This is a genomic window from Roseovarius sp., from assembly GCF_048262375.1.
GTDB lineage: Bacteria > Pseudomonadota > Alphaproteobacteria > Rhodobacterales > Rhodobacteraceae > Roseovarius.
On record NZ_JBLXFE010000007.1, the window covers coordinates 167,579 to 192,828 of the forward strand.

Annotated in this window: 21 protein-coding genes; 16 read left to right on the forward strand and 5 right to left on the reverse strand. The window is 63.7% G+C overall.

Annotation, left to right across the window (positions count from 1 at the left end):
• Positions 1-103 precede the first annotated feature (103 nt).
• The 6 genes from rnr to ACN0SW_RS10375 all read left to right on the forward strand — a co-directional run bounded on the left by rnr (position 104) and on the right by ACN0SW_RS10375 (position 7,778).
• Positions 104-2,359, forward strand: coding sequence for a ribonuclease R (gene rnr, locus ACN0SW_RS10350; protein ID WP_417727847.1), 2,256 nt, complete (start codon positions 104-106; stop codon positions 2,357-2,359).
• Between the two features lie 179 nt (positions 2,360-2,538).
• Entirely contained in the window at positions 2,539-3,873 is a 1,335-nt protein-coding gene (locus ACN0SW_RS10355; RefSeq protein WP_417727848.1) for a lytic murein transglycosylase, read from the forward strand.
• Positions 3,870-4,496 (forward strand): paraquat-inducible protein A, encoded by a 627-nt coding sequence (locus ACN0SW_RS10360; protein ID WP_417727849.1) that lies wholly within the window; start codon positions 3,870-3,872, stop codon positions 4,494-4,496. Before ACN0SW_RS10355 ends, ACN0SW_RS10360 begins: the two co-directional genes overlap by 4 nt.
• On the forward strand, positions 4,493-5,119 hold the full coding sequence (locus tag ACN0SW_RS10365; protein WP_417727869.1) for a paraquat-inducible protein A: 627 nt from the start codon (positions 4,493-4,495) through the stop codon (positions 5,117-5,119). The genes ACN0SW_RS10360 and ACN0SW_RS10365 overlap by 4 nt, the downstream gene beginning before the upstream one ends.
• Complete coding sequence (locus ACN0SW_RS10370) at positions 5,116-7,209, forward strand: MlaD family protein (RefSeq protein WP_417727850.1); 2,094 nt, start codon at positions 5,116-5,118, stop codon at positions 7,207-7,209. Before ACN0SW_RS10365 ends, ACN0SW_RS10370 begins: the two co-directional genes overlap by 4 nt.
• A gap of 5 nt (positions 7,210-7,214) precedes the next feature.
• Complete coding sequence (locus ACN0SW_RS10375) at positions 7,215-7,778, forward strand: PqiC family protein (RefSeq protein WP_417727851.1); 564 nt, start codon at positions 7,215-7,217, stop codon at positions 7,776-7,778.
• Between the two features lie 216 nt (positions 7,779-7,994).
• Here the strand turns inward: ACN0SW_RS10375 and katG are convergent, their stop codons facing one another.
• From katG to ACN0SW_RS10395, 4 genes are all read right to left on the reverse strand, one after another.
• Positions 7,995-10,160, reverse strand: coding sequence for a catalase/peroxidase HPI (gene katG, locus ACN0SW_RS10380; RefSeq protein WP_417727852.1), 2,166 nt, complete (start codon positions 10,158-10,160; stop codon positions 7,995-7,997).
• A gap of 159 nt (positions 10,161-10,319) precedes the next feature.
• Entirely contained in the window at positions 10,320-10,739 is a 420-nt protein-coding gene (locus tag ACN0SW_RS10385; protein ID WP_417727853.1) for a PaaI family thioesterase, read from the reverse strand.
• On the reverse strand, positions 10,736-11,758 hold the full coding sequence (locus tag ACN0SW_RS10390; protein ID WP_417727854.1) for a phosphotransferase family protein: 1,023 nt from the start codon (positions 11,756-11,758) through the stop codon (positions 10,736-10,738). Before ACN0SW_RS10390 ends, ACN0SW_RS10385 begins: the two co-directional genes overlap by 4 nt.
• Entirely contained in the window at positions 11,755-13,398 is a 1,644-nt protein-coding gene (locus ACN0SW_RS10395; protein ID WP_417727855.1) for a long-chain fatty acid--CoA ligase, read from the reverse strand. Before ACN0SW_RS10395 ends, ACN0SW_RS10390 begins: the two co-directional genes overlap by 4 nt.
• Positions 13,399-13,618: 220 nt before the next feature.
• On the opposite strand from ACN0SW_RS10395, the gene ACN0SW_RS10400 reads away from it, so the two are divergent.
• From ACN0SW_RS10400 to ACN0SW_RS10415, 4 genes are read left to right on the forward strand one after another with little or no spacing between them, the layout of a single operon-like run.
• Positions 13,619-14,611, forward strand: a complete 993-nt coding sequence (locus ACN0SW_RS10400) for a metal ABC transporter solute-binding protein, Zn/Mn family (protein ID WP_417727870.1) — start codon at positions 13,619-13,621, stop codon at positions 14,609-14,611.
• Entirely contained in the window at positions 14,608-15,399 is a 792-nt protein-coding gene (locus tag ACN0SW_RS10405) for a metal ABC transporter ATP-binding protein (RefSeq protein ID WP_417727856.1), read from the forward strand. The genes ACN0SW_RS10400 and ACN0SW_RS10405 overlap by 4 nt, the downstream gene beginning before the upstream one ends.
• Position 15,400: 1 nt before the next feature.
• On the forward strand, positions 15,401-16,600 hold the full coding sequence (locus tag ACN0SW_RS10410) for a metal ABC transporter permease (RefSeq protein WP_417727857.1): 1,200 nt from the start codon (positions 15,401-15,403) through the stop codon (positions 16,598-16,600).
• Positions 16,600-17,550: a metal ABC transporter permease gene (locus ACN0SW_RS10415; RefSeq protein ID WP_417727858.1), complete on the forward strand. Its 951-nt coding sequence runs from the start codon at positions 16,600-16,602 to the stop codon at positions 17,548-17,550. The genes ACN0SW_RS10410 and ACN0SW_RS10415 overlap by 1 nt, the downstream gene beginning before the upstream one ends.
• On the opposite strand, the gene ACN0SW_RS10420 is transcribed toward ACN0SW_RS10415, so the two are convergent.
• Positions 17,504-18,253, reverse strand: coding sequence for a WecB/TagA/CpsF family glycosyltransferase (locus tag ACN0SW_RS10420; protein ID WP_417727871.1), 750 nt, complete (start codon positions 18,251-18,253; stop codon positions 17,504-17,506). The two genes, ACN0SW_RS10415 and ACN0SW_RS10420, sit on opposite strands and share 47 nt — an antisense overlap.
• Positions 18,254-18,463: 210 nt before the next feature.
• Here ACN0SW_RS10420 and ACN0SW_RS10425 point away from each other — a divergent pair, with 210 nt between their 5' ends.
• The 6 genes from ACN0SW_RS10425 to ACN0SW_RS10450 all read left to right on the forward strand — a co-directional run.
• A complete protein-coding gene (locus ACN0SW_RS10425) occupies positions 18,464-19,615 on the forward strand; it encodes a Gfo/Idh/MocA family protein (protein WP_417727859.1) in 1,152 nt (383 codons plus the stop codon).
• Positions 19,606-20,505 (forward strand): NAD-dependent epimerase/dehydratase family protein, encoded by a 900-nt coding sequence (locus ACN0SW_RS10430; protein ID WP_417727860.1) that lies wholly within the window; start codon positions 19,606-19,608, stop codon positions 20,503-20,505. The genes ACN0SW_RS10425 and ACN0SW_RS10430 overlap by 10 nt, the downstream gene beginning before the upstream one ends.
• A complete protein-coding gene (locus ACN0SW_RS10435) occupies positions 20,502-21,749 on the forward strand; it encodes a glycosyltransferase (protein WP_417727861.1) in 1,248 nt (415 codons plus the stop codon). Before ACN0SW_RS10430 ends, ACN0SW_RS10435 begins: the two co-directional genes overlap by 4 nt.
• The gene (locus ACN0SW_RS10440; RefSeq protein ID WP_417727862.1) at positions 21,746-22,705 is read left to right on the forward strand and encodes a glycosyltransferase; all 960 of its coding nucleotides are present in this window, start codon (positions 21,746-21,748) and stop codon (positions 22,703-22,705) included. The genes ACN0SW_RS10435 and ACN0SW_RS10440 overlap by 4 nt, the downstream gene beginning before the upstream one ends.
• 9 nt (positions 22,706-22,714) lie before the next feature.
• A complete protein-coding gene (locus ACN0SW_RS10445) occupies positions 22,715-24,823 on the forward strand; it encodes an NAD-dependent epimerase/dehydratase family protein (protein WP_417727863.1) in 2,109 nt (702 codons plus the stop codon).
• A gap of 166 nt (positions 24,824-24,989) precedes the next feature.
• Positions 24,990-25,250: hypothetical protein (locus ACN0SW_RS10450; RefSeq protein WP_417727864.1), on the forward strand; the 261-nt coding region annotated here is incomplete at its 3' end.

Here is a 25,250-nt window from a genome sequence, read left to right on the forward strand (position 1 = left end):
TGGTCGACCTTAGGGATCAAAGCGTGAATAAATCTCTAAACACGGCCCAGCTTTTCATGGTTTCACGGATGACGCCGGTTTCGCTTCGTGCTAGGGGCGGGACATGAGCCAGATGCCCAGCAAAACCGAGATCCTGCAATGGATCTCGGATAATCCGACCCTCACCGCGAAACGTGACATTGCCAAGGCTTTTGGCATCAAGGGAGCTGCGCGGATCGACCTCAAGCGCCTGCTCAAGGAGCTGGAGGAAGAAGGGCATCTGGAAAAGCGCAAAAAGACGTATCGCGACCCCGACCGACTGCCCCCTGTGAGCGTTCTTCAGGTTTCGGGGCAGACACCCGATGGTGAATTGCTGGCCAAACCGCTGGAGTGGACGGGCGAGGGGGTGGAACCCGTCGTGTTGCTCATCCCGCGGGCCTCTGATCCTGCCATGGGCGAAGGCGACCGCATTCTGGCGCGCCTGCAAGAGATCAAGGGTGAGGCGTATCACTATGAGGCGCGGCTCATTCGGCGGATCGGAACCAACCCGCGCAAGGTTTTGGGTGTGTTCCGCAAAGGGGCCGAAGGCGGTCGCATCCTGCCCATCGACAAGGGTGACGGCAAGGAATGGGTCGTTGCGGCAGATGCAACGGGCGGCGCACAGGATGGCGAGTTGGTCGAGGCGGAACAGGCCGGGCCTGCAGGCCGCATGGGCCTGCCGCGTGCGCGCGTGCTGGACCGGTTGGGGGATCCATCGGCACCCAAGGCGGTGTCGCTCATTGCCATTCATCAGCACGGTATCCCGGATACGTTTCCCGATGACGTGATTGCCGAGGCCGATGGCATGAAACCGGCGGGCCTCAAGGGCCGCGAAGATTTGCGTGACATGCCGCTGATCACGATTGATCCATGGGACGCGCGCGATCACGATGATGCGGTCTGGGCGCATGCCGATGACGATCCCAAGAACGCGGGCGGGCATGTGGTCTGGGTGGCGATTGCTGATGTGGCGCATTATGTGCGTCCCGGTTCCGCACTGGACCATGAGGCGCGCAAGCGTGGCAATTCAAGCTATTTTCCCGACCGCGTGGTGCCGATGTTACCTGACCGTCTGTCAGGGGATTTGTGCAGTTTGCACGAGGGCGTGCCGCGCGCCTGTATTGCGGTTCGGATGCAGATCGACGCCCATGGCGAAAAGATCGGGCATCGGTTTGTGCGCGGGCTGATGCGCTCTGTCGCCTCGCTGAATTACAAGCAGGTTCAGGCTGCGCAGGATGGCGCACCAGACGACAAATGCGGGCCTCTGATGCGCGATGTGATCGCGCCGCTCTATGCAGCCTACGCGGCGCTGGAAGAGGCACGCAGACGCCGCCAGCCGCTCGATCTTGATCTGCCAGAGCGCAAAGTGGTCTTGAGCGACGAGGGCAAGGTGCTCTCGGTGAATTTCGCCGAGCGGCTGGATGCGCATAAGCTGATCGAAGAATGCATGGTGTTGGCCAATGTGGCCGCAGCCGAGACATTGGTCGCTCGCAAATCGGCGCTGTTGTTCCGGGTGCACGAGGAACCTTCACCCGAAAAGCTGGAAACTCTGCGCGATGTGGCAGAGGCGGCGGGATTGGTGCTGGCCAAGGGGCAAGTTCTGAAAACCGGGCATCTGAACGCACTCTTGCACGCCGCGCGTGACACGGATCATTCCGAGGTCATCAACATGTCCACCCTGCGGGCCATGACACAAGCCTATTACGCGCCGCAGAATTTCGGACATTTCGGTCTTGCCTTGCAAGCCTATGCGCATTTCACCTCGCCCATTCGGCGTTATTCCGATCTGGTGGTGCACCGGGCGCTGATTTCGGCGCATGGCTGGGGAAGTGACGGCCTGAGTCGCGAAGAAGAGGAGCGGCTCGAGGCCACGGCACAGCATATTTCTGACACCGAACGCCGCTCGATGATGGCCGAGCGCGATACCAATGACCGTTATCTGGCCGCGTTCCTGTCGGAACGGCTGGGTGAGGAATTCACAGGGCGGATCAGCGGTATCGCCAAATTTGGCGTCTTCGTGAAACTGGATGAGACCGGGGCGGATGGGCTTATTCCTGTGCGGTCGCTCGGGCGGGAGTACTTTCATTTTGACCGCGACGCCGGCACATTGATGGGCTCGGATACGGGACTTATGATTGGCTTGGGTCAGCGTGTCACGGTCAAGCTGGCCGAGGCCGCGCCGGTGACGGGCGGCATCGCGCTTGAACTGGTCAGTATCGAGGGCACAACCATGCCCAAGGGGCAGCGCGGCGCGCGCGGGGCTCCGCCCAAGCGCAAGCTGGGGGCCGCCAAGCGCAAGGCCGCTGCGGACAGACGCAAAGTCGAGCGTAAGCGGCGCTAGAATAAGATGTTTGCTCAGAGGTGGTGCTGCACGTCTTTGCCTGCCGCACCTCAAGCCGGTGGGCGGACCCGCCGATTTCCCGGATCGGCGGTTGCTCGCGGGCGGCTTGGAGATTGCTTTTGATTCGGAAATAATCGGGCTATCTTGCTGTCAGAGCCACATCAAAAAGGGGCCAAGCCATGCGAGCAGTACATCTGGGAGTAATCAGCCTGTTGATCGGGGTAACTCCGGCGTTGACCGGGGCGGTGGAGCAGTCCTTGCGCCCACAGATGCGGCCCGGTTCGGGGGCTATCACTGCGGCGGTTCTGGTTTCGACCGATCTTCCGGTCCGGAGCCAACGCCCGCAGATCCGCCCTGATCGGTTGGGCGCTGACCTAGTGGCGCAGGTCAGTGTAAATCCCGGATTTAATAACTGGATTGCCGGGTTTCGCGGGCGCGCTCTTGCGCAGGGGATCAGTGGCCAAGTGTTTGACCGTGCTTTTCGTGACGTGACCTTTAACTCCGAAATCGTGTCCAAGGATCGCAACCAATCGGAATTCAAACGTGCGATTTGGGATTATCTCGACAGCGCCGTGTCCCCCGTCCGAGTCAAGAACGGACAGGAGGCGCTGCGCCGTAACCGTCGCGCACTGGATCGGATCGAGGCGCATTACGGCGTGGAAAAAGAAGTGGTCGCGGCCGTCTGGGGAATGGAGAGCACCTATGGCGAACGGTTGGGTGATCTGCCGCTCATCCAGTCGCTCGCGACGCTGGCCTATGACGGACGGCGCGGCAAGTTCTTTGAAAGCCAGTTGATTGCCGCCCTCAAGATCCTGCAGTCAGGCGACGTGACGCCCGAGGATATGAAGGGTTCATGGGCCGGGGCTATGGGACACACACAGTTCATGCCCACCTCTTATCTGGCCTATGCGGTGGACTTCACCGGTGACGGCAAGCGTGACATCTGGTCCGACAATCCCACCGATGCGTTGGCGTCAACGGCGGCCTATCTCAAACGTTTTGGCTGGACCAAGGGCCAACCTTGGGGCGTCGAGGTGCGCGTGCCGCGCGGGTTCAACGCCGGTGCGGCCAAGGCCAAGCGCATGCCCTCGCAATGGGCGGCGCAAGGGGTTGTGGGCGTCGATGGACATGCCGTGCGGGATTACGGCAGCGCCGCTCTCTATCTGCCTGCCGGGCTGCAAGGGCCTGCATTCATGGTGTTTGACAACTTTGGTGTGATCAAGCGCTATAACAACTCTGATGCCTATGCGATGGGCGTTGGTCATCTGGCGAACCGGATCGGAGGCGGGCCAGAGATTCAGGGGGCTTGGCCGCGCGGGTACAATCCACTGTCATTTGACGAAAGGATGGAGATGCAGCGACGTCTCCAGCGCAAGGGATTTGCAATCGAGAAGATCGACGGGATTATCGGCCCCAATACGGTCAACGCCATCCGCGCCTTTCAGCAGTCCGTGGGGGTGACGCCGGACGGCTTGCCTTCGCAGGAATTGCTGGCGCTGCTCAAACGGTCGTGAGCGGATCGCGTCATGAGGCGGGCGATCTGGACCGGTTGATTGCCTGCCCGAAATGCGATCTGGTTTATTCCATACCGCAGGTGGCGATGCGTGAACGGGCCGTTTGCGCGCGCTGTCATACCGTGCTGATTGCGCCCCGGTGCAAGGCGGGTAAGCAATTGATCGCTCTGGCATTGACCGTTCTGATCCTGATCGTGGCAGCAACACTCTTTCCATTTCTTTCGATTGGGGCAGGCGGATTGCACCATGATGCCTCGATCCTGCAGACGGCCTTTGTGTTCGAGGGGGGGCTTTCAGTTCTGTCCGTGGCGGTGTTATTCTTCATCGTGGTGATACCTGCATTGCGCCTCATCTTGTTGATTTATGTCCTTGTCCCGATCATCCGGAATCGTCCGCCTGCCCCCCTCGCGCGCCCTGTATTTCGTCTGTCGGAATCGCTGGTGCCTTGGTCCATGGCCGAGATATTTGCCATTGGTTGCGCTGTGGCCCTCGTCAAACTGAGCGATCTGGCTGATGTGGTCTTTGGTCCGGCGGCCTGGATGTTTGCCGTACTTGTGGTGCTTGTGGTGGCCACGGACAGCCTCATGTGCCGCTATTCTATCTGGGCCTCGCTGGACGAATGAAAACGGCGCGGGATATGGGGCTGGTGGGCTGTACCCGGTGCATGCGGGTGGCCCCCTTGGGCACATCTGTTTGTCCGCGCTGTGGGAGCCCTCTGCATTCCCGAGACCGGTTCTCGCTGCAAAAAGTATGGGCGTGGTGGATCCTAGGTCTTGGATGCTACGTCCCGGCCAATCTCTATCCAATGCTTGAGACGCGCACCTTGGTCAGTACCCAGAGCGACACCATTGTGGGGGGCGCGGTTACGTTGGCGCAGCACGGCAATTGGGGCGTCGCGCTGATCATTCTTGTGGCCAGCGTGGTGATTCCAGTGGCCAAGTTTCTGGCTCTGGCGGGGCTCGCCTTTGGGGTTTGGCGCGGCACGCGCCTGTCCGAGGGACGGCAGCAATTGCTCTATGAGGTGGTGGAGTATATCGGGCGTTGGTCGATGATCGATGTATTTGTTGTGGCGATCCTGTCCTCACTGGTGCAGCTACAGGCGCTGGCGACCATAACACCCGGACGTGCGAGCCTGTTTTTCGCATTGTCGGTGATTTTTACAATGCTCTCGGCGCAGAGTTTTGATAGCCGGATGATCTGGGACAGTGCCCGCAGCCGCGACCGAAAAGAGGACACCCACCCGTGACACATGAGGATATGACCCCGCCACCCCCGCCCGTGAAACCGGCAAGCCGCAGCCTGTTGGAACGGGTTTCGGTGATCTGGCTTGTGCCTTTGGCCGCGCTCGTTGTGGTGCTTGGCGTGGCGTGGCAGGCCTATTCTGACCGGGGTCCGCTCATCGATATCTTCTTCGAAAATGCCTCGGGCGTGCGGCCGGGCACAACCGAGCTGCGGTTCCGAGATGTGACTGTCGGGCTGGTCGAGGAGGTCAGCTTTGCGCCGGGATTGGAACGTGTGCTTGTCAGGGTGCGGGTGGATCAAGAGGTCGCTCCCTATATCGACAGAAATGCGCAATTCTGGGTCGTGCGCCCCCAAGTCACCACGCGCGGCGTGAGCGGTCTCGGCACGGTGTTGTCGGGCGTCTACATTGAGGGGCTATGGGACAATACCCTCGATAAAGCGGTCACGCAGATCGACGGGCTGCCCGATGCGCCACTGGAACGGGTCGGGCAGAACGGGTTGCGCCTTATGCTGCGCGCCCAAGGCAAGACATCCTTGGTCGAGGGCGCGCCAATTGTTTATCGCGGAATTGAGGTTGGGCGGATCGGCAAACCGACCATCACGACGGATGGTTCGTCGGCGCAGGCCGAGGCGTTGATCTTTGCCCCGCATGATCGTCTGATCAACAGCGCAACGCGGTTTTGGGACACCTCCGGGTTTTCCTTTTCCATTGGGCCAAACGGTGCGCAGCTCGACTTTTCTTCTGTAGCCGCTCTTTTATCTGGCGGCGTCACCTTTGAGACGATCATCTCGGGTGGCACCCCGGTAGAGCCCGGTGTCAACTATACTGTATTTCCAGAAGAATCCGCAGCCCGCGCCAGCCTCTTTGCCGGGGATGACAGCGAAGTTCTCATGCTATCGGCGGTGTTTGAGGATAACATCGCCGGGCTCTCGGTTGATGCGGCGGTCGAGTTGAATGGGCTGTGGATCGGGCAGGTGAGCGCGCTAAACGGTCTGGTCGATCCTGACCGGTTCGGCGACGGCCGGGTGCGGCTGTTGGTCAGTCTGGCGATCCGGCCCGGACGATTGGGGATAGAGGGCGGCGGAGGGCACGATGCGGCGCTGGCGTTTCTGCGCGAGAGTGTGGCCGCTGGGCTGCGGGCGCGGCTGGCCTCCGCGTCACTTTTGACCGGCGGGCTCAAGGTTGAGCTGATCGAGGTGGCCCATGCGCCGCCAGCCGAGATCGAGCCGTTTGAGGATGGCGGGTTGCTCATTCCCACGACCGAGAGTCAGATCGCAGATGTTTCGGCCACCGCCCAAGGGGTGTTCGAGCGGATCAACGCCCTGCCAGTCGAAGAAGTCATGGCAGAGGCTATCACATTGATGCAAAATGCAAATGCGCTGATTTCCAGCACAGATACACGCGCCGTTTCGGGGAATGTCAACGCGCTACTTGGTGAAGCGCGCGGGCTGGTTGGTGCGCCTGAGATGCAGGCGTTGCCGGGGCGGCTGGATGCGGTTCTGACCGAGATGGAAACGCTGGTCGCGCAAATCGCGCAAGAGGCGCTGGCGGCCAAATTGTCTGCGGCGCTGAGCGATGCTTCTGCAGCGTCGCAAGGGGTGAGTGATGCGGTGAGCGGGATGCCCGAGCTTGTTGCGCGGCTGGATGCGGTGGCGCAAAAGGCGGAGACGGTTGAAATTGACACTCTGGCTGCGGAATTGACCGCGCTGGTTCAGGCGGCGGAAACCCTGCTCGCGGGGGAAGGCACACAGGCACTGCCTGCTACGCTCAACACCGCGCTAGAGGAATTACGCCTTGTTTTGGCACAGTTACGCGAAGGCGGGGTGGTGGAAAATGCCACTGCTGCGCTTGGATCGGCGCGGGATGCGGCGGATACTTTTGCCGAGGTGGGGCGGGATTTGCCGGGGCTGATTGCCGAGGTGGAAGGGGTGTTGGCGCAGGCGCGCAACACTTTGGCGGGCTATGCTGCTGAAAATGGGGTGGGCCGGGATGCCCGCGCGGCGATGCGAGAGGTTGAACGGGCGGCCCGTGCTGTGTCATCCTTGGCGCGCGCGATTGAACGTAATCCGAATTCTCTGCTGATAGGGCGTTGATTATCATGAAGAAACTTTATGCTCTTCTTATGCTGGGCGCGCTTGGTGCCTGCTCTTCGGTGCCTGAACAGCGGTTGACGGTGCCGCGTGCGCCGGTCGAGGCCAAGCAGCGGATTGCCTTTGCATCGGTCGCGTTGCGCGAGGTGTCGCTGCCGGGGTATGCAGCCGGAGAGCAGATCTATCTATCTGATTCAAATGGAATTTTGAGCACGCAACCGGGTCTGCTCTGGGCGGATGATCCGGGCCGGGCGATCACGCTGGAGCTAAGTCGGCATCTGGCGCAGATGACCGGCGCGCGGGTGGCGGCAGAGCCGTGGCCGTTTAGCGGTTTCCCCGAGGCGCAGGTCGAGGTGCGCATCGAAGAGATGGTGGCACAGGATATAGGTGTTCTCAGGCTGTCTGGACAATATTTTGTGTCGTCCGAGACAGGGCGGGCGCGGGCGCGGCTGTTTGATCTGAGCGTTCCGGTGGCTGCGGACGACGATGCAGGCGTCGCGGCGATCGCCGCCGCGCGCGGTCAGGCGGTGCGCGATCTGGCGGTTGAGATTGCCCGAAACGGGCTGAGATAAGGTACAAAGCGTACAGTCTGTACGCAGTTTGTGTACGCGGGGCCAAGCGGTCTGAATGCGATGGGGCCAGAGGGAAGCGGTCAGAGTGACAGCCGCAATTCCCCCCCCCGCGTGACCTGCCCGCTGGCGATCTTTGTGAGCACTATTCCATCTGAAAATTGAAAAAGGCGCGGCGATGTCTCGCCGCGCCTTTCGCGTCTTGGTCACCTGATCCGATCAGGCCAGATCGAACCGGTCTGCGTTCATCACCTTGGTCCATGCGGCGACGAAATCGCGCACGAACTTCTCGGCAGCATCGTCCTGTGCATAGATCTCGGCATAGGCGCGCAGGATCGAGTTGGAGCCGAACACCAGATCAACGCGGGTGGCAGTGTGTTTCACCGTGCCCGACTTGCGATCGGTGATGTTGTAGGTGCCATCGCCATTCGGTTCCCACTTGTTGCCCATGTCGGTGAGGGTGGTGAAGAAATCGGTCGTCAGTGCGCCCACCTTGTCGGTAAAGACGCCATGTGCCGTGCCGCCGTGGTTGGTGCCCAGAACCCGCATGCCGCCGATGAGGCAAGTCATCTCATGCGCGCCCAGCCCCATGAGCTGTGCCCGGTCGAGCAGCATCTCTTCGGGGGTGACGATGTACTCTTTCTTGGTCCAGTTGCGGAAACCATCGGCGAGCGGTTCCAGAACGTCGAAGGAAGCGGCATCGGTCATCTCCTCGGTGGCGTCGCCGCGACCGGGGGTAAAGGGCACCTCGATGGCGAAACCTGCGGCCTTGGCCGCCTGTTCGATCCCGACATTGCCCGCCAGAACGATGACATCGGCCACGCTGGCACCGGTCTCTGCCGCAATCGGTTCGAGCACGGACAGCACTTGCGCCAGACGGGCAGGCTCGTTGCCGTCCCAATCCTTTTGCGGGGCAAGGCGGATGCGCGCGCCATTGGCCCCACCGCGCAGATCAGAGCCGCGGAAGGTGCGCGCGCTGTCCCATGCCGTGGCAACCATATCCGAGAGGCTCAGACCGCTTGCGGCGATCTTGGCCTTGACGGCGGCGACATCGTAGCCGGTCGAACCCGCCGGGATCGGGTCTTGCCAGATCAGATCCTCTTGCGGCGCGTCCGGTCCGATGTAGCGGGTCCGGGGGCCCAGATCGCGATGCGTCAGCTTGAACCATGCGCGGGCAAAGCAATCGTCGAAATAGGCCGGATCGGCCATGAACTTTTCGCAGATGGCACGATAGGCCGGGTCCATCTTCATCGCCATGTCGGCATCGGTCATCATCGGCATAACGCGCTTGGACGGGTCGGTCGAGTCAACCGGCATATCCTCTTGCGTGATGCCAATGGGTTGCCATTGTTGCGCGCCAGCCGGGGATTTGGTGAGTTCCCAGTCATAGCCGAACAGCAGCTTGAAATAGCCCATGTCCCATTTGGTCGGATTGGTGGTCCAGGCGCCCTCGAAGCCGGAGGTCACCGCATTGGCGGCCTTGCCGTCAAGGTTCGGGTTGACCCAGCCAAAGCCTTGATTCTCGATGTCGGCGGCCTCGGGCTCTGCGCCCAAAGTCGCGGCATCGCCGTTGCCATGCGCCTTGCCGACGGTGTGACCGCCGCAGGTGAGGGCCGCGGTTTCCTCGTCATCCATCGCCATGCGGGCAAAGGTTTCGCGTACCTGACCGGCGGTTTTGATCGGGTCGGGCTGACCGTTCACGCCTTCGGGGTTCACATAGATCAGGCCCATCTGCACGGCGGCGAGGGGGTTTTCCATGGTGGCCGGGTTCTCGACGCTCTCATAGCGGGAGTCGGAGGGGGCGAGCCATTCCTTTTCCGCGCCCCAATAGGTGTCTTTCTCGGGGTGCCAGATGTCTTCGCGGCCAAAGGAGAAGCCAAAGGTTTTCAGGCCCATATCCTCATAGGCGATGGTGCCCGCGAGCAGGATCAGGTCGGCCCAGCTGAGTTTGTTGCCGTATTTCTTTTTGATCGGCCAGAGGATGCGGCGGGCCTTGTCGAGGTTGCCGTTGTCCGGCCAGCTGTTGAGCGGCGCGAACCGGATGTTGCCATGACCGCCGCCACCGCGACCGTCGGCCAGCCGGTAAGAGCCCGCGGAATGCCATGCAAGGCGGATCATCAGGCCACCGTAATGGCCCCAATCGGCAGGCCACCAGTCCTGACTGTCGGTCATCAGCGCCTTGACATCGGCCTTGAGGGCCTCGAAGTCCAGTTTCTTGACCTCTTCGGCATAGTTGAAGTCCGCCCCGAGCGGGTTGGTTTTCTGGTCATGCTGGTGCAGGATGTCGAGGTTGAGGGACTTGGGCCACCAATCCATGACGCTGGTGCCTGTTTCTGTCACGCTGCCATGCATGACCGGGCATTTGCCGATGTTGTTGCCGTCCATTTTGATCTCCTACCTAATGCGTTGTCTTGGGTGAGTGGTCTGGATGCGCCGCTGGGTCAGCGGCCGATTCCAGAGGCCACGCATGATGTCCTCGGTGGGTGTAACAGATGTGTTCAATAATTAATAATTGGTTTTACTAAGGCTATCCATAACCAAAGACTATTGTTTGCGGTCACGCCTGTAGCGAAATACGCCGGTGCCGGTGGCAATCACGCTGCCGTTTTCATCATACACGGTGCCTTCGGCAAAATAGGTGGATTTGCCGCCTCCGGTGCGCCGTGCCTCGGCAATCAGCCGCGTGCCGGTGGCCTGCCCGAGATAGTTCACCGTCAGCGACAGCGTGAGCGCCATTTGCTGCCGTTCGGGATCGCCGGTGTAGCAGCCGGCAAAGCCCATGGTGGAATCGAGCAAGGTGGCGTGGATACCGCCATGTGGCAGCCCTTGGCGGTTCATCAGGAACGGCGCGAGCGGCAATTCCAGCCGGGCAAAGCCTTCGGACCATGCGATCAGCCGATAGCCAAGATGGGTTTGCAGCGCCGAGGGCGGTTCCAGCAGGGAGGGGTCGAGGTCTTGGGTCATAGCGTTTCCTTGGTGGCAGAGAGCCCGGCGCGGGCGAATTCCGGCACATACTCTCCGAGGCGCAGGCCGCGCGCCGGGTCAGAGGCATTGCCATCCAGTGCGCGTTTCTTGACGCCTTGCAGGATCGCCGCCATGCGGAAATAGCTGAAGGCGAGGTAGAAGTTGAAGCCCTCGATTGGCGCAATTCCGCGGCGGTCGCAATAGCGGGCGATAAAGTCTTCGTCCGACCAGAGGCCAAGGGCGGCGCGGTCCACGCCTGCCAGCCCGCGCCCCTCTCGGGTGGCGGGCATCGACCATTGCATGATCACGGCAGCGAGGTCGGCGTAAGGGTGGCCAAGGGTGGACAATTCCCAGTCGAGCACGGCGACGCAGGTGGTGCCCTGCGGATCAAACAGCAGATTGTCGAGCCGGTAGTCGCCATGCACAAGCGTGCGTTGCCCGTCATCCTCGGGGATATGCGCATCGAGCCAGGCCATCAGGGCGGTCATCTCGGGCAGGTCCTCGGTTTGGGTGGCGGTGTATTGCGCGCACCAGCGGTCCACCTGACGGCGGTAGTAATTGCCGGAGGGGCCGTACTCTGTCAGGCCGGTTTTTATGAGGTCAACATCGTGGATCGCGGCCAGAACGCGGTTCATCTCGTCGATGATGGCGTGACGCTCGGGCGGGGTGAGGGCGGGCATCGCGGGGGCGTCAAAGGTCCGGCCCTTGACCTCGTCCATGATATAGAAGGGCGCGCCGATCACGGTCTCATCCTCGCACAGGATATGCATGCGCGCGACGGGGACGGCGGTGTCAGCCAGCGCGCGCTGCACGCGGAATTCGCGCTCGACCGCATGGGCGGATTTCAAGAGCACGCCGGGCGGTTTGCGGCGCAGGACGTAGCGGTGGGTTGGGGTTGTCAGCAGATATGTGGGGTTGGACTGGCCGCCACTGAATTTATGTGCGTCTACCGGGCCATGAAAGCCCGGCAGATGCGCCGTGAGCCAAGCCGAGACCGCGTCGGTATCAAGAGGTGTCATGCGGTATCTCCGCGCAAATCGGGGTGGGTGTATTCGGCGAAGTGCTGGCGCAGTGTGAGTTTGGAGACCTTGCCGGTGGCGGTCAGCGGCAGGGCCTCGACCCAGAGCAGGTCATCGGGCAATTGCCAGTTTGCAAAATGCTCTGCCATATGCGTGCAGACCTCTTGCAATGTGGGCCGTGCCTCGCCTGCGGCCACGGCAATCAGGACGGGCCGTTCATCCCATTTCGGATGCGGCACGGCAATCACCGCGCAGGCCAAAATTGCCGAATGCGACAGGGCGGCATTCTCCAGATCAATCGAGCTGATCCATTCGCCACCCGATTTCACCAGATCCTTGGTCCGGTCACGGATGGTCAATTGCCCCTCTGGCCCGACCGAGGCGATATCGCCGGTGCCAAACCAGCCCTCGGCATCCATCGCCGCACGGGTGGCATCCGGGTTGTTGAAATAGCCGCTGATGACGGTGTTGCCACGCACAAATAGCTCGCCCGCCATCTGCCCGTCATGCGGCAGGCGCTGGCCCGCGTCATCGACGATCTTGTACTCGATCCCAAAGAGGCGGCGACCGGCGCAGCATTTGGCGGTGATACGTTCGGACGGTGAGGCCGTTTGCATCGCGGGCGGCAGTACGCCATGCGCGCCAATCGGGCTGGTTTCGGTCATGCCCCATGCCTGCGAGACAATGACGCCGTGCGCCTCATATGCCTCGATCATCACGCGGGGCATGGCGGAGCCACCGACCACCAGATCTCCGAATCCTTGTGGGATTCGCCCCTGGGCCTTGATCTCTGTGAGCAACCCGGCCCAGACCGTGGGCACGCCCCATGCGGAAAACACCGCCTCGGATTCCATCAGGCGATACAGGCTGGCCCCGTCGAGATTTGGTCCCGGCATCACCAGCGTCATGCCCGTGAGCGGGGCGACATAGGGCAGCCCCCACGCGTTGACATGAAAGAGGGGCACCACGGGCAGCACACGCCGCCCCGCCCGAAAGCTTGAGGTTTGGCAGACCGGCACTTGCAGGGCGTGCAGCAACGTTGAGCGATGTGAATAGAGCGCGCCCTTGGGGTTGCCGGTGGTGCCGGAGGTGTAGCAAAGGCCCGAAGCGGTGTCTTCGGGGAATTCGGGCCAGTCGAAATGAGCGGGCTGGGCGGCAAGCAAGTCCTCGTAGCAGAGCGCATCAAGCGGGGTGTCGGGCATATGCGCGCGGTCGGTCAGCAGGACAAAGCGCAGACCTGCGGGCAAATCGGGCAAGAGCGTCTCGATCAGGGGTACGAATGTCAGGTCAAGGAAAAGCAGCCGATCCCCGGCATGGGTGATGATATACAAGAGCTGTTCGCGCGAGAGGCGCGGGTTGATGGTATGGCACACCGCGCCAATGCCTGAAATTCCGTAATACAGTTCGAAATGTCTGTGGCCGTTCCATGCCAGCGTGCCAATACGGTCGCCCGGCTTTACCCCAAGCGAGGTCAGCACATGCGCCAGTTGCGCCACGCGCGCCAGCGTTTGCGGATAGGTCTGGCGGTGTAGGTCGCCCTCAATGCGGGCTGAAACGATCCCCTGATCGCTATAGGCCTGCGCCGCGTGCAACAGGATGTCGATGATCCTGAGCGGGCGATTCATCATCTGGCCCTGCATGGTGGTTTCCTCCCTCGTCGCGTGCGCGGACGGTGGCATGAAAGCGGGTGAGGATCAATCGGCGCGGCGGCAGTCTGATCCATCCGTTCCAACAGGTGTTTGATTCGCTCTGCGCGATTGGCGAGGGATAGCCCATGAGGACAGAAAAAGTGGCAGGCGAGGTGGGGGAGAGGCATTCCGGGGTCTTGACTTGTTGCGAATAATTCTCATATTCATTCTCATGTTGAATTGCATCACCCCCCCCTCGTCCATGACCCGTCGTCGCGCGCTTGGCCTTGCGCTGGGCGCGACGGCTCTGGCCTGTGCGCCAGCCCATGCACAACAGGCCGCGCCGCTGGACGTGGTGGCCACCACCGGCATGATCGCGGATGCGGCGCGCAGGGTCGGTGGGGACAGGGTTGAGGTGCACGCCCTGATGGGGCCGGGGATTGATCCGCATTCCTACCGCCAGACCCGCAGCGATATTGCCGCCCTTGCGCGCGCTGATCTGGTGCTCTGGCATGGTCTCTATCTTGAGGCGCAGATGGAGGAGTTTCTGCTTAAACTCGCCGAGCGTTCGCCGGTCGTAGCGGTGGGGGAAGCCGTGCCCGAGGCGGATCGCATCGCGCATGAGGATTACGAGGGCCGTTATGACCCGCATGTCTGGATGGTGCCTGATCTCTGGTCGCCGGTGGTGGACCGTATCGCCGAGGCGCTGAGTGCGGCGCGCCCCGAGGACGCCGAGGATTTTGCCGTCAATGCCGCGCGCTACAAAGGCGATCTGGCGCGTCTGGGCGGATATGCGGCGGGCGTGCTGGCCTCTGTGCCTGTGTCTGCACAGGTGTTGGTCACGGCGCATGATGCGTTTGGCTATTTTGGCCGGGCCTATGGGTATCAGGTGGAGGGCATTCAGGGGCTGTCCACAGAATCCGAGGCTGGTCTGGCGCGTATCCGTGATCTGGTGGATCTTTTGGTCCGTCGTCAGATCCGCGCGGTGTTTGTCGAAAGCACAGTGTCGGATCGCAATATCCGCGCGCTGATCGAAGGGGCGGCGGCGCAGGGCCATGAGGTGATCGTCGGCGGCGAGTTGTTTTCGGACGCAATGGGTATTCCCGGCACCTATGAAGGCAGCTATCTTGGGATGATCGACCATAACGTGACCACGATCGCCCGCGCCTTGGGTGGCGTCGCACCGGCGCGGGGCATGGATGGTATTCTGGCGGCGGGGGGATGAGCATGGCATTGGAACTGGTCGGCCCGAAGCCCGCGCAGGATACCGGCAGCCCGCTGTCGATCCGGGGGCTGACGGTTTCTTATGGCGAAAAACCGGCGGTGTTTTCGGTCGATGTCAGCTTTCGTCCCGGTCAGATGACGGCAATCGTCGGTCCCAATGGTGCGGGTAAATCGACGCTGCTCAAGGCGGCGCTGGGGATTATCCGGCCCCTTTCGGGGCAGGTCACAAGTTTGGGGCGTCCGTTGGAGGAGATGCGCGCGCGCATTGCCTATGTGCCACAACGCGCCAGCGTGGATTGGGATTTCCCGGCGCGGGTGCTCGATGTGGTGATGATGGGGCTTTACCGCGATCTGGGCCTGCTGGGCCGGGTGCGCGGCACGCACCGCGCCCGTGCGCTGGCCTGTCTGGAGCGGGTCGGGATGGCGGGGTTCGCGCAGCGCCAGATCGGGCAGCTTTCGGGCGGGCAGCAGCAGCGGGTGTTTCTGGCGCGGGCGTTGGCGCAGGAGGCGGATCTGTATTTGCTGGACGAACCCTTTGCCGGGGTCGATGCCGCCACGGAAAAGGCGATCATCACCGTGCTGCACGGGTTACGCGCCGAGGGCAAGACCGTGATTGCCGTGCATCACGATCTGGCCACGGTGGCCGAATATTTCGACCGCGTGTTTCTGATCAACACCACTGCGATTGCCGAGGGGCCAGTGGCCGAGGTGTTTACCCCCGATCATTTGCAAACCGCCTATGGCGGGCGGCTGGCGTTGGCGCAGATGGGCGGGGCGGCGGTGGGCTGACATGCTCTGGGACGCGCTGACGCTGCAACTGGGGTATAACGCCACGCTGGTCACGCTGGGCGCGATGATGCTGGGCGTGGGGGCGGGGGCCACCGGTACATATCTCTATCTGGGCAAGCGCGCGCTGGTGTCGGATGCGATCAGCCATGCCACCCTGCCGGGTGTCGTGCTCGGGTTCATGGTGATGGTGGCGCTGGGCGGCGAGGGCCGGTTTTTGCCGGGGCTGATGCTGGGGGCGGCGCTGTCGGCGGGTTTCGGTCTCTTGGCGGTGACGTGGCTGACGACGCGCACGCGGTTGCATGAAGATGCGGCGATTGGCGCGGTGCTGTCGGTGTTCTTTGGCTTTGGCGTGGTTCTGCTGACGGTGGTGCAGGTGATGGACGCCGGGCGTCAGGCAGGGCTGGAGACCTTTTTGCTGGGGGCCACGGCGGGGATGCTGCGCGATGAGGCGCTGACGATTGCCGCTGGCGGTGCTGTGGTGCTGGCGCTGGTGCGTCTGCTGCACCGCCCGATGATCCTTGTGGCGTTCGATCCCGACTATGCGGTCGGGCAGGGGATGCGTCTGGCCCTTGTCGATCTGGCGATGATGGGGCTGGCGCTGGCCATTACCGTGACCGGGCTCAAGGTGGTGGGGCTGGTCCTGATCGTGGCACTGCTGATCATCCCGCCGGTGGCGGCGCGGTTCTGGTCTGAGCGCGCGGGGCATGTGGTGCTGATCGCGGGGGCGATTGGCGGCATTTCGGGCTATCTGGGGGCGGCGGTTTCGGCCACGGCGCCGGACCTGCCGACCGGGCCGCTGATTGTGCTGGCGGCCTTTGCGCTCTTTGGGGTGTCGCTCTTCATGGCGCCGGGGCGCGGTGTTCTGGCGGCGGCGATGCGGCATTTGCGGTTTCAGCGCCGCGTACATTTGCGACAGGGGCTGTTGGCGCTGGCCGCGGGGCAGCCGGTGTATGAGCCGTTGACCCTGCGGCTGATGCGCCGGGCCGGTCTGGCGCGCGCCGATGGGGTCGCGACCGAAGCGGGGCGCGCCATGGCTGCACGGGCGCGGCTGGATGAACGCCGCTGGCACCTCCTGCGCTCGGACCCGCAATTCGAGGCGGCGGCGGCACGGTATGACGGCCTCACTCCGCTGGAGGAGGTGCTGACCACCGATCAGATCACGGCCCTCGACCGGGGGCTGGGCCCGGAGGGACGCCGCTGATGGGGCAGGATTTTGTCATGCTGTCGCTCACGCCGCTGCTGATTGGCATGGCGGCGGCGGTGGCCTGCGCGCTGCCGGGGAATTTCCTGCTGTTGCGGCGGCAGGCGCTGATTGGCGATGCGATCAGCCATGTGGTGCTGCCGGGCATCGTCGCGGGGTTTCTCGTGACCGGCATGGTGGCGACCGGACCGATGATGCTGGGGGCGGCGGCGGCGGCCTTGGTCGCTGTTGCGCTGATCGAGGTCATTCGCCGTCTGGGCCGGATCGAGCCGGGGGCGGCGATGGGCGTGGTCTTTACCGCGATGTTCGCGGCGGGGGTCTTGCTTCTTGAACAAACTGCGGCCTCGGGGGTGCATCTTGATGTGCAACACGCGCTTTATGGCAATCTGGAAAGCCTGATCTGGCTGGATGGCTACGGGTGGGGCGCGCTGGCCGATCCGGTGGCTCTGGCCGGTTTGCCGCCCGAATTAGGGCGCATCGGGTTGGTGGTGTTTGGCACCGCGCTGTTCATCGCGGTGTTGTGGCGGCCGCTGACGCTCGCGACCTTTGATGAGGGTTTTGCCCGCGCCATGGGCATCCCAACCGCCGCGCTGGGCTTTGCGCTGGTGGCGGTGGCGGCGCTGGCGGCGGTGGCGGCCTTTGACGCCGTGGGTTCGATCATCGTGATTGCGATGTTCATCTGCCCGCCTGCGAGCGCCCGCTTGATGACAGACCGGTTGGGGCGGCAGGTGGCGTGGAGCGTGGCGTTTGCCATGCTCTCGGCGGTGCTGGGGTATGTGCTGGCCGGTTATGGCCCGATCTGGCTTGGCTATGGCAATGCGGTCAGTGCGGCGGGCATGATTGCCACGGTGTCAGGCGTGATCCTTGGGGTGGCGGCGCTTTTTGGGCCGCATCGACAGGCGGTCAGCCGCGCAAGCGCCACGCGCCAGCCATCAGGTCCGGCAGAATAGCGGCGCAGCGCGCATAGCGGGGCATCATGCGGCGTGGGTTGGAGAGCATCCGCCACAGCCATTCAAACGCAATGCGCCGTACCCAGAGCGGCGCGCGCAACTGTGTCCCGGCGATGAAATCCAGCCCCGCTCCGACGCTGGCAAATCCCATCTGGGGCAGGGCGGCATGGGCGCGGGCGGCGAGCATCTCTTGCTTGGGGGCGCCGAGCGCCAACAGGCACAGCCCCGCACCAGAGGCGCGCAGTTGTGCGATGACCGCCTCGCCCTGCGGTCCCATCGGATCGAACCCCATGGGCGGTGCGATCCGGGCGACCACCTGTAACCCCGGCACGCAGGCGCACAGCCGCTCTGCGGCGGCGTGCAAGGTCGCTTCGGTGCCGCCTACCAGCGCCACGCGCGTTCCCGTCTCAGCCGCGAGCTGCATCATCGGCACCACCATATCGGCCCCCGGCACCAGTCCGACCGGGCGCCGTGCGAGACGCGACAGGTAGACCACCGGATTGCCATCCGCGACCACAAGATCATGCCGCGTATAGGCCACCACAAACGCCGGATCGCTGTACAGTTTTACCAGATGATCAAGGTTGAGAGTGGCCAGCGCGAAGCCCTCTTGAGTGCGCAGACGTTGAGATAGGACGGCCAGCAATTCCACGCTCTCGCGCGGTGAAATTCGTATCACCTGATCCTGAATGTGGAATTCCACCCGATCCCCCTGCGACATTTGCGGCACATATAATATATCTACTGCAGCGCATGGTAAGACTAGGGCAAAATTGCGGGGCTTTGGCGGCGAGACTGCAAGGATTTGCGCCCGTGGCACGTTAGGGTCAGGCAAAGGCTTGAAACTGTAGGGAAATGGTCTGATTGTCGCCATGATCCCGTGATTATTCAGGATCGTGAAACAGAGGCAATAATGCAGGCAGACGGGCAAAAAGGTGGAGGCCAGAGGGCAGGGCTCGGGCGCGTGGCGCTGGTGGGCTGTGGATTCGTGGCCGATCTCTACATGCGCTCACTGGCGGCGCACCCTGAAATCACCGTTGTCGCCGCCCATGATCATGACCCGGCGCGGCTGGCGGCGTTTGCGGCGCATTGGTCGCTGAACACAGAGGCGACGCTTGACGCGTTGCTGGCGCGGCTTGGTCCCGGCGATGTGGTTCTCAACCTGACCAACCCGGCTGCGCATTATACCGTGAGCCATGCCTGTCTTGTGGCAGGCCACCATGTGTGGTGCGAAAAGCCGTTGACGCTGAAGCTGGCGCAGGCGCAGGCGCTGCATGATCTGGCGCAGGAGCGCGGCTTGATGCTGGTCTCTGCGCCGTCGTCGGTGCTGGGCGAGGCGGCGCAGGTGCTTATCGGTGCGGTGCGGCGCGGTGTGGCGGGCACGCCCCGGCTGATCTATGCCGAGATGGATGACGGGTTCATCCCGCAGGCCCCTTATCGCAAATGGCAAAGTGAGAGCGCCGCGCCCTGGCCCTATGCGGATGAATTTGAGGTTGGGTGCACGCTGGAACATGCAGGCTATGTGCTGAGTTGGCTGATCGCGATGTTCGGCAGCGTGACGCGGGTGGTTGCCGCCGCGTCCGAGGTCATTCCCGACAAACCCGGCGCGGCCGGGGCGCCGGATGTCTCGGTGGCGATGCTGTTTTTCGAGAATGGACCCATGGCGCGGCTGAGCTGTTCGATTGCCGCGAGCCATGATCACCGCCTGCGCGTTTTTGGCGACAAGGGCGTGTTGCAGGTGCCTGAGGTCTGGGACAATGCGGCGGCGGTGCGGTTTCACAGGCGGTTTGTGCTGCGGCGGCGGTTGATTGAACTCCCTATAGGGCGGCGTATCCGTCCGCAGGGTCCATCGCATCCCAAGGTGGGCCGCTGGGGGGCCGCGTCGATGAATTTCGCGCTCGGTCCCGCCGAGATGTTGCAGGCGCTGGCCGAGGGGCGGGCCTGTCGGCTGAGCAACGCCATGGCGCTGCATCTGACCGAGGTGACGCTGGCCATTCAGGGCGCATGCGGCGTGTCGGAAATCAAGAGCCGCTGCGCCCCGATGGAGGTCGCGCCATGGGCCTGAGCCTGATTATCACCGGGGCGGGCGGGTTTCTGGGCCGTGCCGTTGCCAAGGAGGCGGTTGCGCGGGGGCATGAGGTGCGGGCGCTGACCCGCGCAGAGGCCGATCTGGCGGCGGGGGATCTGGAGGGCGCGCTGGAGGGGGCCGATTGCGTGATCCATCTGGCGGGGTCGCTCTCGGGCGATCCGTCGGTGCAGGACCGTGACACGCTGACGGCGACGCGCCGTCTGATCGCGGCGGTGCAGGCGCAGCCCCTCCCGCCGCGTCTGGTGCTGGCCAGTTCCATTGTGGTCTATAGCGCCGATGCGCGGGGCGTTGTCACCGAGGCGACACCGCTTGAAGACCGACCGCACCGGCGCGATGCCTATGCCCGCGCCAAGCTGGCGCAAGAGGGCATGTTGCGCGACAGCGGGCTCAAACACACGATCCTGCGCCCCGGCGCGATCCTTGGGCCGGGGCGGGTGATGACCGCGCCTCTGGGCCCGGCGCTGGGCGGGGTTCTGATCCTGCTGGAGCGGGGCGGCGAGGTGCCGATTGTGGCGTTGGACGATTGCGCCCGCGCCTTTGTTCTGGCCGCAGAGGCGCCGGGCGAGGGCCGCGCGCTGAATATCCTTGGCGCCGACCGGCCAACGCGGGCGCGTTATGTTGCGGCGCTGCGGCGCAGCGGTTGGCCGCGCCATGTGCTGTCGCTCAACTGGCGGCTGCTCTATCCGGTCGCCTTGGCGCTTTCGCCTCTGGGGAACCGTTTGCCGGGGCTCTTGCGGCCTGCTGTGCTGCGCGCACGGATGATGCCGGTCCGCTATGATATCGCGGCGGCAGAGGCGGCGCTGGGCTGGATCCCGCATGAGGATTTCGACACCGCTTTGGCCCGTGCACAGGCGGGTGCGCCATGAGCCTGCGCATCGCCTATCTGACGGGGGAATACCCCCGCGCCACCGATACCTTTATCCAGCGCGAAGTGGCGGCGTTGCGCGCGCGGGGCCTCACGGTCGAGACCTGTTCGATCCGTCGCACCGGGACAGAGCATCACACCGGACCCGAACAGCGGGCCGAGGCGGCAGGCACGTTTCATGTGCTTGAAGCCGCCCTCTCGGCCCCTCGCCTGATCTCGGCGCATCTGGCGGCATGGCGCAGACCGGGGGCGTGGTTGCGGGCCATGCGGCTGGCGTGGCGGACCAGCCCCGGCGGGATCAAGGCCACGCTCTACCAGTTTATCTATCTGGCTGAGGCCGCCGTGCTGGCGCACCATTTGCGGGTGCGCGGCCTGACTCATCTGCACAATCATATCGCCAAATCGAGCTGCACCGTGGCGATGCTCATGTCGGAAATGTCGGGCATTCCCTATAGTTTCACCCTGCATGGGCCGGATATCTTTTATGAGCCTTATCGCTGGCGGCTGGACGAAAAAATCGCCCGCGCACGGTTTGTCGCCTGCATCAGCCATTTTTGCCGCTCGCAGGCGATGGCCTTTTGCGCGCCCAAGGATTGGGACAAGCTGCATATCGTGCATTGCGGGGTCGATCCCGCGCGCTATGACGGGGCGGCGCCCGAGGCCGCCGCACATCTGGTTTTTGTGGGTCGGCTTGCCGCGGTCAAGGGGGTGCCGGTGCTCTTTGAGGCGGTCCGCGAGCTGATCGCGGATCACGGCGCTCTGCACCTTACGCTGGTGGGCGACGGGCCGGAACGCGCGGCGCTCGAAGCGCGTGCGCGCGATCTTGGGCTGAGCGACCATCTGACCTTTGCAGGCTACAGATCGCAGGCCGAGGTGGCAGAGCTTTTGGGCCGCGCCACTGCTCTCGTGCTGCCCAGTTTTGCCGAAGGCGTGCCGGTCGTGTTGATGGAGGCGATGGCGGCGCGCCTGCCAGTGGTCACAACCCGAATTGCCGGGGTGCCGGAATTGGTCGAGGACGGGGTCAGCGGTCTGTTGGTGCCGCCCGGTGATGCCGATGCGTTGCGGGTGGCCCTGGCGCGGTTGCTCTGTGACGCGCATCTCTGCCGCGATATGGGCAAGGCGGGGCACGCGCGGGTGATGACCGAGTTTGCCTCGGACACGGAGGCGGCATGGCTTGCCACACTCTTTGAGGGCTATGCCACGGACACGCCGCCCGCGTCCCTCAGACCGGAGGGACGGGAATGAGGGTGGCGGTTGTCCTGATCGGACGCAATGAGGGCGCGCGGCTGGTGGCGAGCCTTGCCTCGCTCAGCGGGCAGGGGCTTCGGCTGGTTTATGTCGATAGCGGCTCGACCGATGACAGCGTGGCGGCGGCGCGCGCGGCCGGGGCCGAGGTGGTGGACCTGGACGCGGCCACGCCCTTTACCGCCGCACGAGGGCGTAATGCGGGGTTTCAGGCGCTTGGGGATGATCTGCCCGACGCGGTGCAGTTCATCGACGGCGATTGCATCGTGGTGCCGGGCTGGATTGACCGCGCCGTGGCCACGCTCAGGGCGCAGGACAGTATCGGGCTTGTCACCGGCTGGCGGTCAGAAATCCATCCCGAGGCGTCGGTCTATAATGCGCTTTGCAATCACGAATGGCACCGCCCGGCAGGCGACATCACCACCTGTGGTGGCGATATGATGGTGCGGGTTGCGGCCTATCAGCAGGCGGGCGGCTTTGACGGCACGGTGATCGCCGCCGAGGATGACGAATTCTGTCAGCGGTTGCGCAAGGCGGGCTGGCGGATGCACCGCTTGGCTGAACCGATGACCCGGCACGATGCCGCGATGCGGACCTTTGGCCAATGGTGGCGGCGCGCGGTGCGCTCTGGCCATGGCTTTGCGCAGGTTGGGGACATGCACCCGGGTTATTTCGCACGGGAGCGGCTGCGCGTCTGGGTTTACGGTCTGCTGTTGCCGGGACTGGCCTTGGTGGGGCTGGTCTGGTGGCCGCTGCTGGTGCTGGTTCTCGCCGCCTATGGGCTGTCCTATGCGAAGTCGGTGCAGGGGCTGAGACGTGAGGCAATGCCCATGCCACAGGCCCTGCATCACGCCGTTTTCCTGACCCTTTCGAAATTTCCAAACCTGATCGGCATGCTGACCTATCACGCGCGCAAACGGCGCGGCGCGGCGATGCGGATCATTGAATACAAGTGAGTGAATTGAATGGCGGATAAGGTGATCAACGTCGGACTGATCGGCGCGGGCTATATCGCAGGCTGGCATGCCGAAGCGCTAAAGCTGGTGCCGGGCGCGCGGCTGGCGGCGGTCTGTGATCTGTCGGCCGCTGCCGCCGAAGGGTTGGCGACGGCGCAGGGCGTGCGCGCGTTCAGCGATCTGGATGCGCTCATCGCCTCGGGCGCGGTTGAGGCGGTGCATATCCTGACCCCGCCTGACAGTCATGCGGTGTTAGCGCGCAAATGTCTGGCGGCAGGATTGCATGTGCTGGTGGAAAAGCCGGTCGCGCTCTCGGGCGCGGACACTGCCGGAATTGCCAGCGTTGCCCGCGCTGCGGGACGTCATTTTGCCGCCGGTCACAATTTTCTCGGGCTGCCCGGCTATCAGCGCCTCAAAACCCAGATCGAGCGGGGAGAACTGGGACGGATTTCCAGCGCCGAGATCACATGGGCCCTGCCGCTTGCCCCGTTGCGGTCAGGGCCTTATGGGCTCTGGCTCTTGCGCGAGCCGCGCAATCTGCTGCTGGAACTTGGGCCGCATCTTTTTGCCTTTGCCCATGATCTCTTTGGCGCTGTCACCGTCACCGGCTTGCATCTGAGCAAACCCGTCAGCCTGCCGGGGGCGGGGGAGCGCCCGCAAAGCTGGCGGATCATGGCAGAGGCGGGGGGCGTGGATATTGCGTTCAACCTGCAGCTGGTCGAGAGCGTGGATGACCGCGCGCTTACGCTGCGTGGCTCTTCGGGTAGCGCGCGGCTGGATTATGCCGCCGATGTGCTGACCGTTGGTCATGAGAACACCGCCGAGCTGGTGCTCAACCCGTTTCTGCGCCAGATGGGCGCCGCATGGGGGTCTTTTCGCGAGGGGGTGGTCAATGCGGCGCGGCACCTGACCTCACTCAACCGCAAATCGCCCTATGCGCTGAGCTTTGCCGGCACGTTCGAGGCGTTTTACACCGCCATTCGAGAGGGCAAGCCGCTGGATGCGCGGTTTGACGGCGCGGCGGCTGAGGCCGTGATGCGCGCGATTGAGGCAGCGATTGCGCTGATGCCGGATCAGGGCCGCGAAACATGGGCCGTGCCCAAGCCACGCCGCGCCCCCAAACCCACTGCCTTGGTGATCGGTGGCACCGGGTTTCTCGGTCGTGATCTCACGCGTGCGCTGGTCGCGCGCGGTCAGGATGTGCGGGTGCTGTCGCGGGGGCGGCACGGCCCGTTTGATGATCTGCCCGAGCAGGTGGAGACCTGCGCGGTTTCCTTGCAGGATGAGGCGGGGCTGAGCCGCGCGATGCAGGGCATAGAGGTGGTCTATAACCTCGCCCGCGCGCTTGGCACGAACTGGGAGGACTGTCTGCAAAACGATGTGGCCGTGTCGGACCGCATCGCCCGGGCGGCGCTGGCGGCGGGTGTCCAGCGGTTCGTCTATACCGGCACCATTGCCTCTTATGATATGTCCAGCCCTCAGGCGGTGATCACCGAATCCACGCCTTTTGCGCAGGATATGACCGATCGCAACCTCTATGCCCGCTCCAAGGCGGAATGCGAGCGCCGGCTCTGGCAGATGCACCGAGATGAGGGGCTGCCGCTGAGCATCGCGCGGCCCGGTATCGTGGTCGGCCATGGTGGCCCACTGCAACATTGGGGTATCGGGCGTTGGCATGGGGCAGGCGCGGTGCGGCTCTGGGGATCGGGGGATAATCCGCTGCCCTTCGTGCTGATCGGGGATGTGTCGGACGCCCTCATCCGCATGGGCGAGAGCATGGCCGCACCGGGGCAATCCTTTAACCTCGTTGGGGATGTGCCGCTCTCGGCACGCAGTTATTTCAACGCGATTCACATGCGGCTGGGCGCGCGGGTTCGGGTGAGTTCCGGCAATCTGACGGCGATGTGGGCAGCGGATGCGGTGAAATCCATGCTCAAGACCTATGCGCTGCGTCGGCACGGGGTTAGCCGCGCCGCGCTGCGCGACTGGCGGTCGCGGGCGCATTACGCGCAGTTCGATAATGCCAAACCCAAGGCGCTGTTGGGCTGGCAGCCGGTGGCAGAGCGCGAGGCCTTCTTGCAAGAGGCGGTGGACCGCGCGGGGCTGATCGGGTTCTGAGCCGCCGGGCAGGGCATATAATCATTGTTTTTCGGTCGTATTGTTGCCGGAATTTGGCAGCATACCGGGCACAACAGGCAGGAGACCTTGCAATGGCAGGACAGGCCACCCCCAGCAGACCGACAGGAACGCGCCCCGGCGCGGGGCCGTGGTATGGGGCATGCCGATGACCTTTAAGCGCCACGAGGACTACATGCGCCGCCGCGCCGCCCGCCGGGCGGCCGAAGAGCAGGAGGCCGAGCAGGAAGCCGAGGCGATTGAGCTTGGCTCTGTGCCCCTCAACCCGGATTGGCCAGAGGGCGAAGACGCGGTGCTTGCCGCGTTCCCTGAGTTGTTCAACCTTTCTGAGCCTGAGCCTGAGCCTGAGCCTGAGCCTGAGCCTGAGCCTGAGCCTGAGCCTGAGCCTGAGCCTGAGCCTGAGCCTGAG

Bases quoted from the DNA above. Each gene is read 5' to 3' on its own strand.
- rnr (WP_417727847.1), top strand. From the start codon at position 104: ATGAGCCAGATGCCCAGCAAAACCGAGATCCTGCAATGGATCTCGGAT.
- ACN0SW_RS10355 (WP_417727848.1), top strand. From the start codon at position 2,539: ATGCGAGCAGTACATCTGGGAGTAATCAGCCTGTTGATCGGGGTAACT.
- ACN0SW_RS10365 (WP_417727869.1), top strand. From the start codon at position 4,493: ATGAAAACGGCGCGGGATATGGGGCTGGTGGGCTGTACCCGGTGCATG.
- ACN0SW_RS10375 (WP_417727851.1), top strand. From the start codon at position 7,215: ATGAAGAAACTTTATGCTCTTCTTATGCTGGGCGCGCTTGGTGCCTGC.
- katG (WP_417727852.1), bottom strand. From the start codon at position 10,160: ATGGACGGCAACAACATCGGCAAATGCCCGGTCATGCATGGCAGCGTG.
- ACN0SW_RS10385 (WP_417727853.1), bottom strand. From the start codon at position 10,739: ATGACCCAAGACCTCGACCCCTCCCTGCTGGAACCGCCCTCGGCGCTG.
- ACN0SW_RS10390 (WP_417727854.1), bottom strand. From the start codon at position 11,758: ATGACACCTCTTGATACCGACGCGGTCTCGGCTTGGCTCACGGCGCAT.
- ACN0SW_RS10395 (WP_417727855.1), bottom strand. From the start codon at position 13,398: ATGCAGGGCCAGATGATGAATCGCCCGCTCAGGATCATCGACATCCTG.
- ACN0SW_RS10400 (WP_417727870.1), top strand. From the start codon at position 13,619: ATGTTGAATTGCATCACCCCCCCCTCGTCCATGACCCGTCGTCGCGCG.
- ACN0SW_RS10405 (WP_417727856.1), top strand. From the start codon at position 14,608: ATGAGCATGGCATTGGAACTGGTCGGCCCGAAGCCCGCGCAGGATACC.
- ACN0SW_RS10410 (WP_417727857.1), top strand. From the start codon at position 15,401: ATGCTCTGGGACGCGCTGACGCTGCAACTGGGGTATAACGCCACGCTG.
- ACN0SW_RS10415 (WP_417727858.1), top strand. From the start codon at position 16,600: ATGGGGCAGGATTTTGTCATGCTGTCGCTCACGCCGCTGCTGATTGGC.
- ACN0SW_RS10425 (WP_417727859.1), top strand. From the start codon at position 18,464: ATGCAGGCAGACGGGCAAAAAGGTGGAGGCCAGAGGGCAGGGCTCGGG.
- ACN0SW_RS10430 (WP_417727860.1), top strand. From the start codon at position 19,606: ATGGGCCTGAGCCTGATTATCACCGGGGCGGGCGGGTTTCTGGGCCGT.
- ACN0SW_RS10435 (WP_417727861.1), top strand. From the start codon at position 20,502: ATGAGCCTGCGCATCGCCTATCTGACGGGGGAATACCCCCGCGCCACC.
- ACN0SW_RS10440 (WP_417727862.1), top strand. From the start codon at position 21,746: ATGAGGGTGGCGGTTGTCCTGATCGGACGCAATGAGGGCGCGCGGCTG.
- ACN0SW_RS10445 (WP_417727863.1), top strand. From the start codon at position 22,715: ATGGCGGATAAGGTGATCAACGTCGGACTGATCGGCGCGGGCTATATC.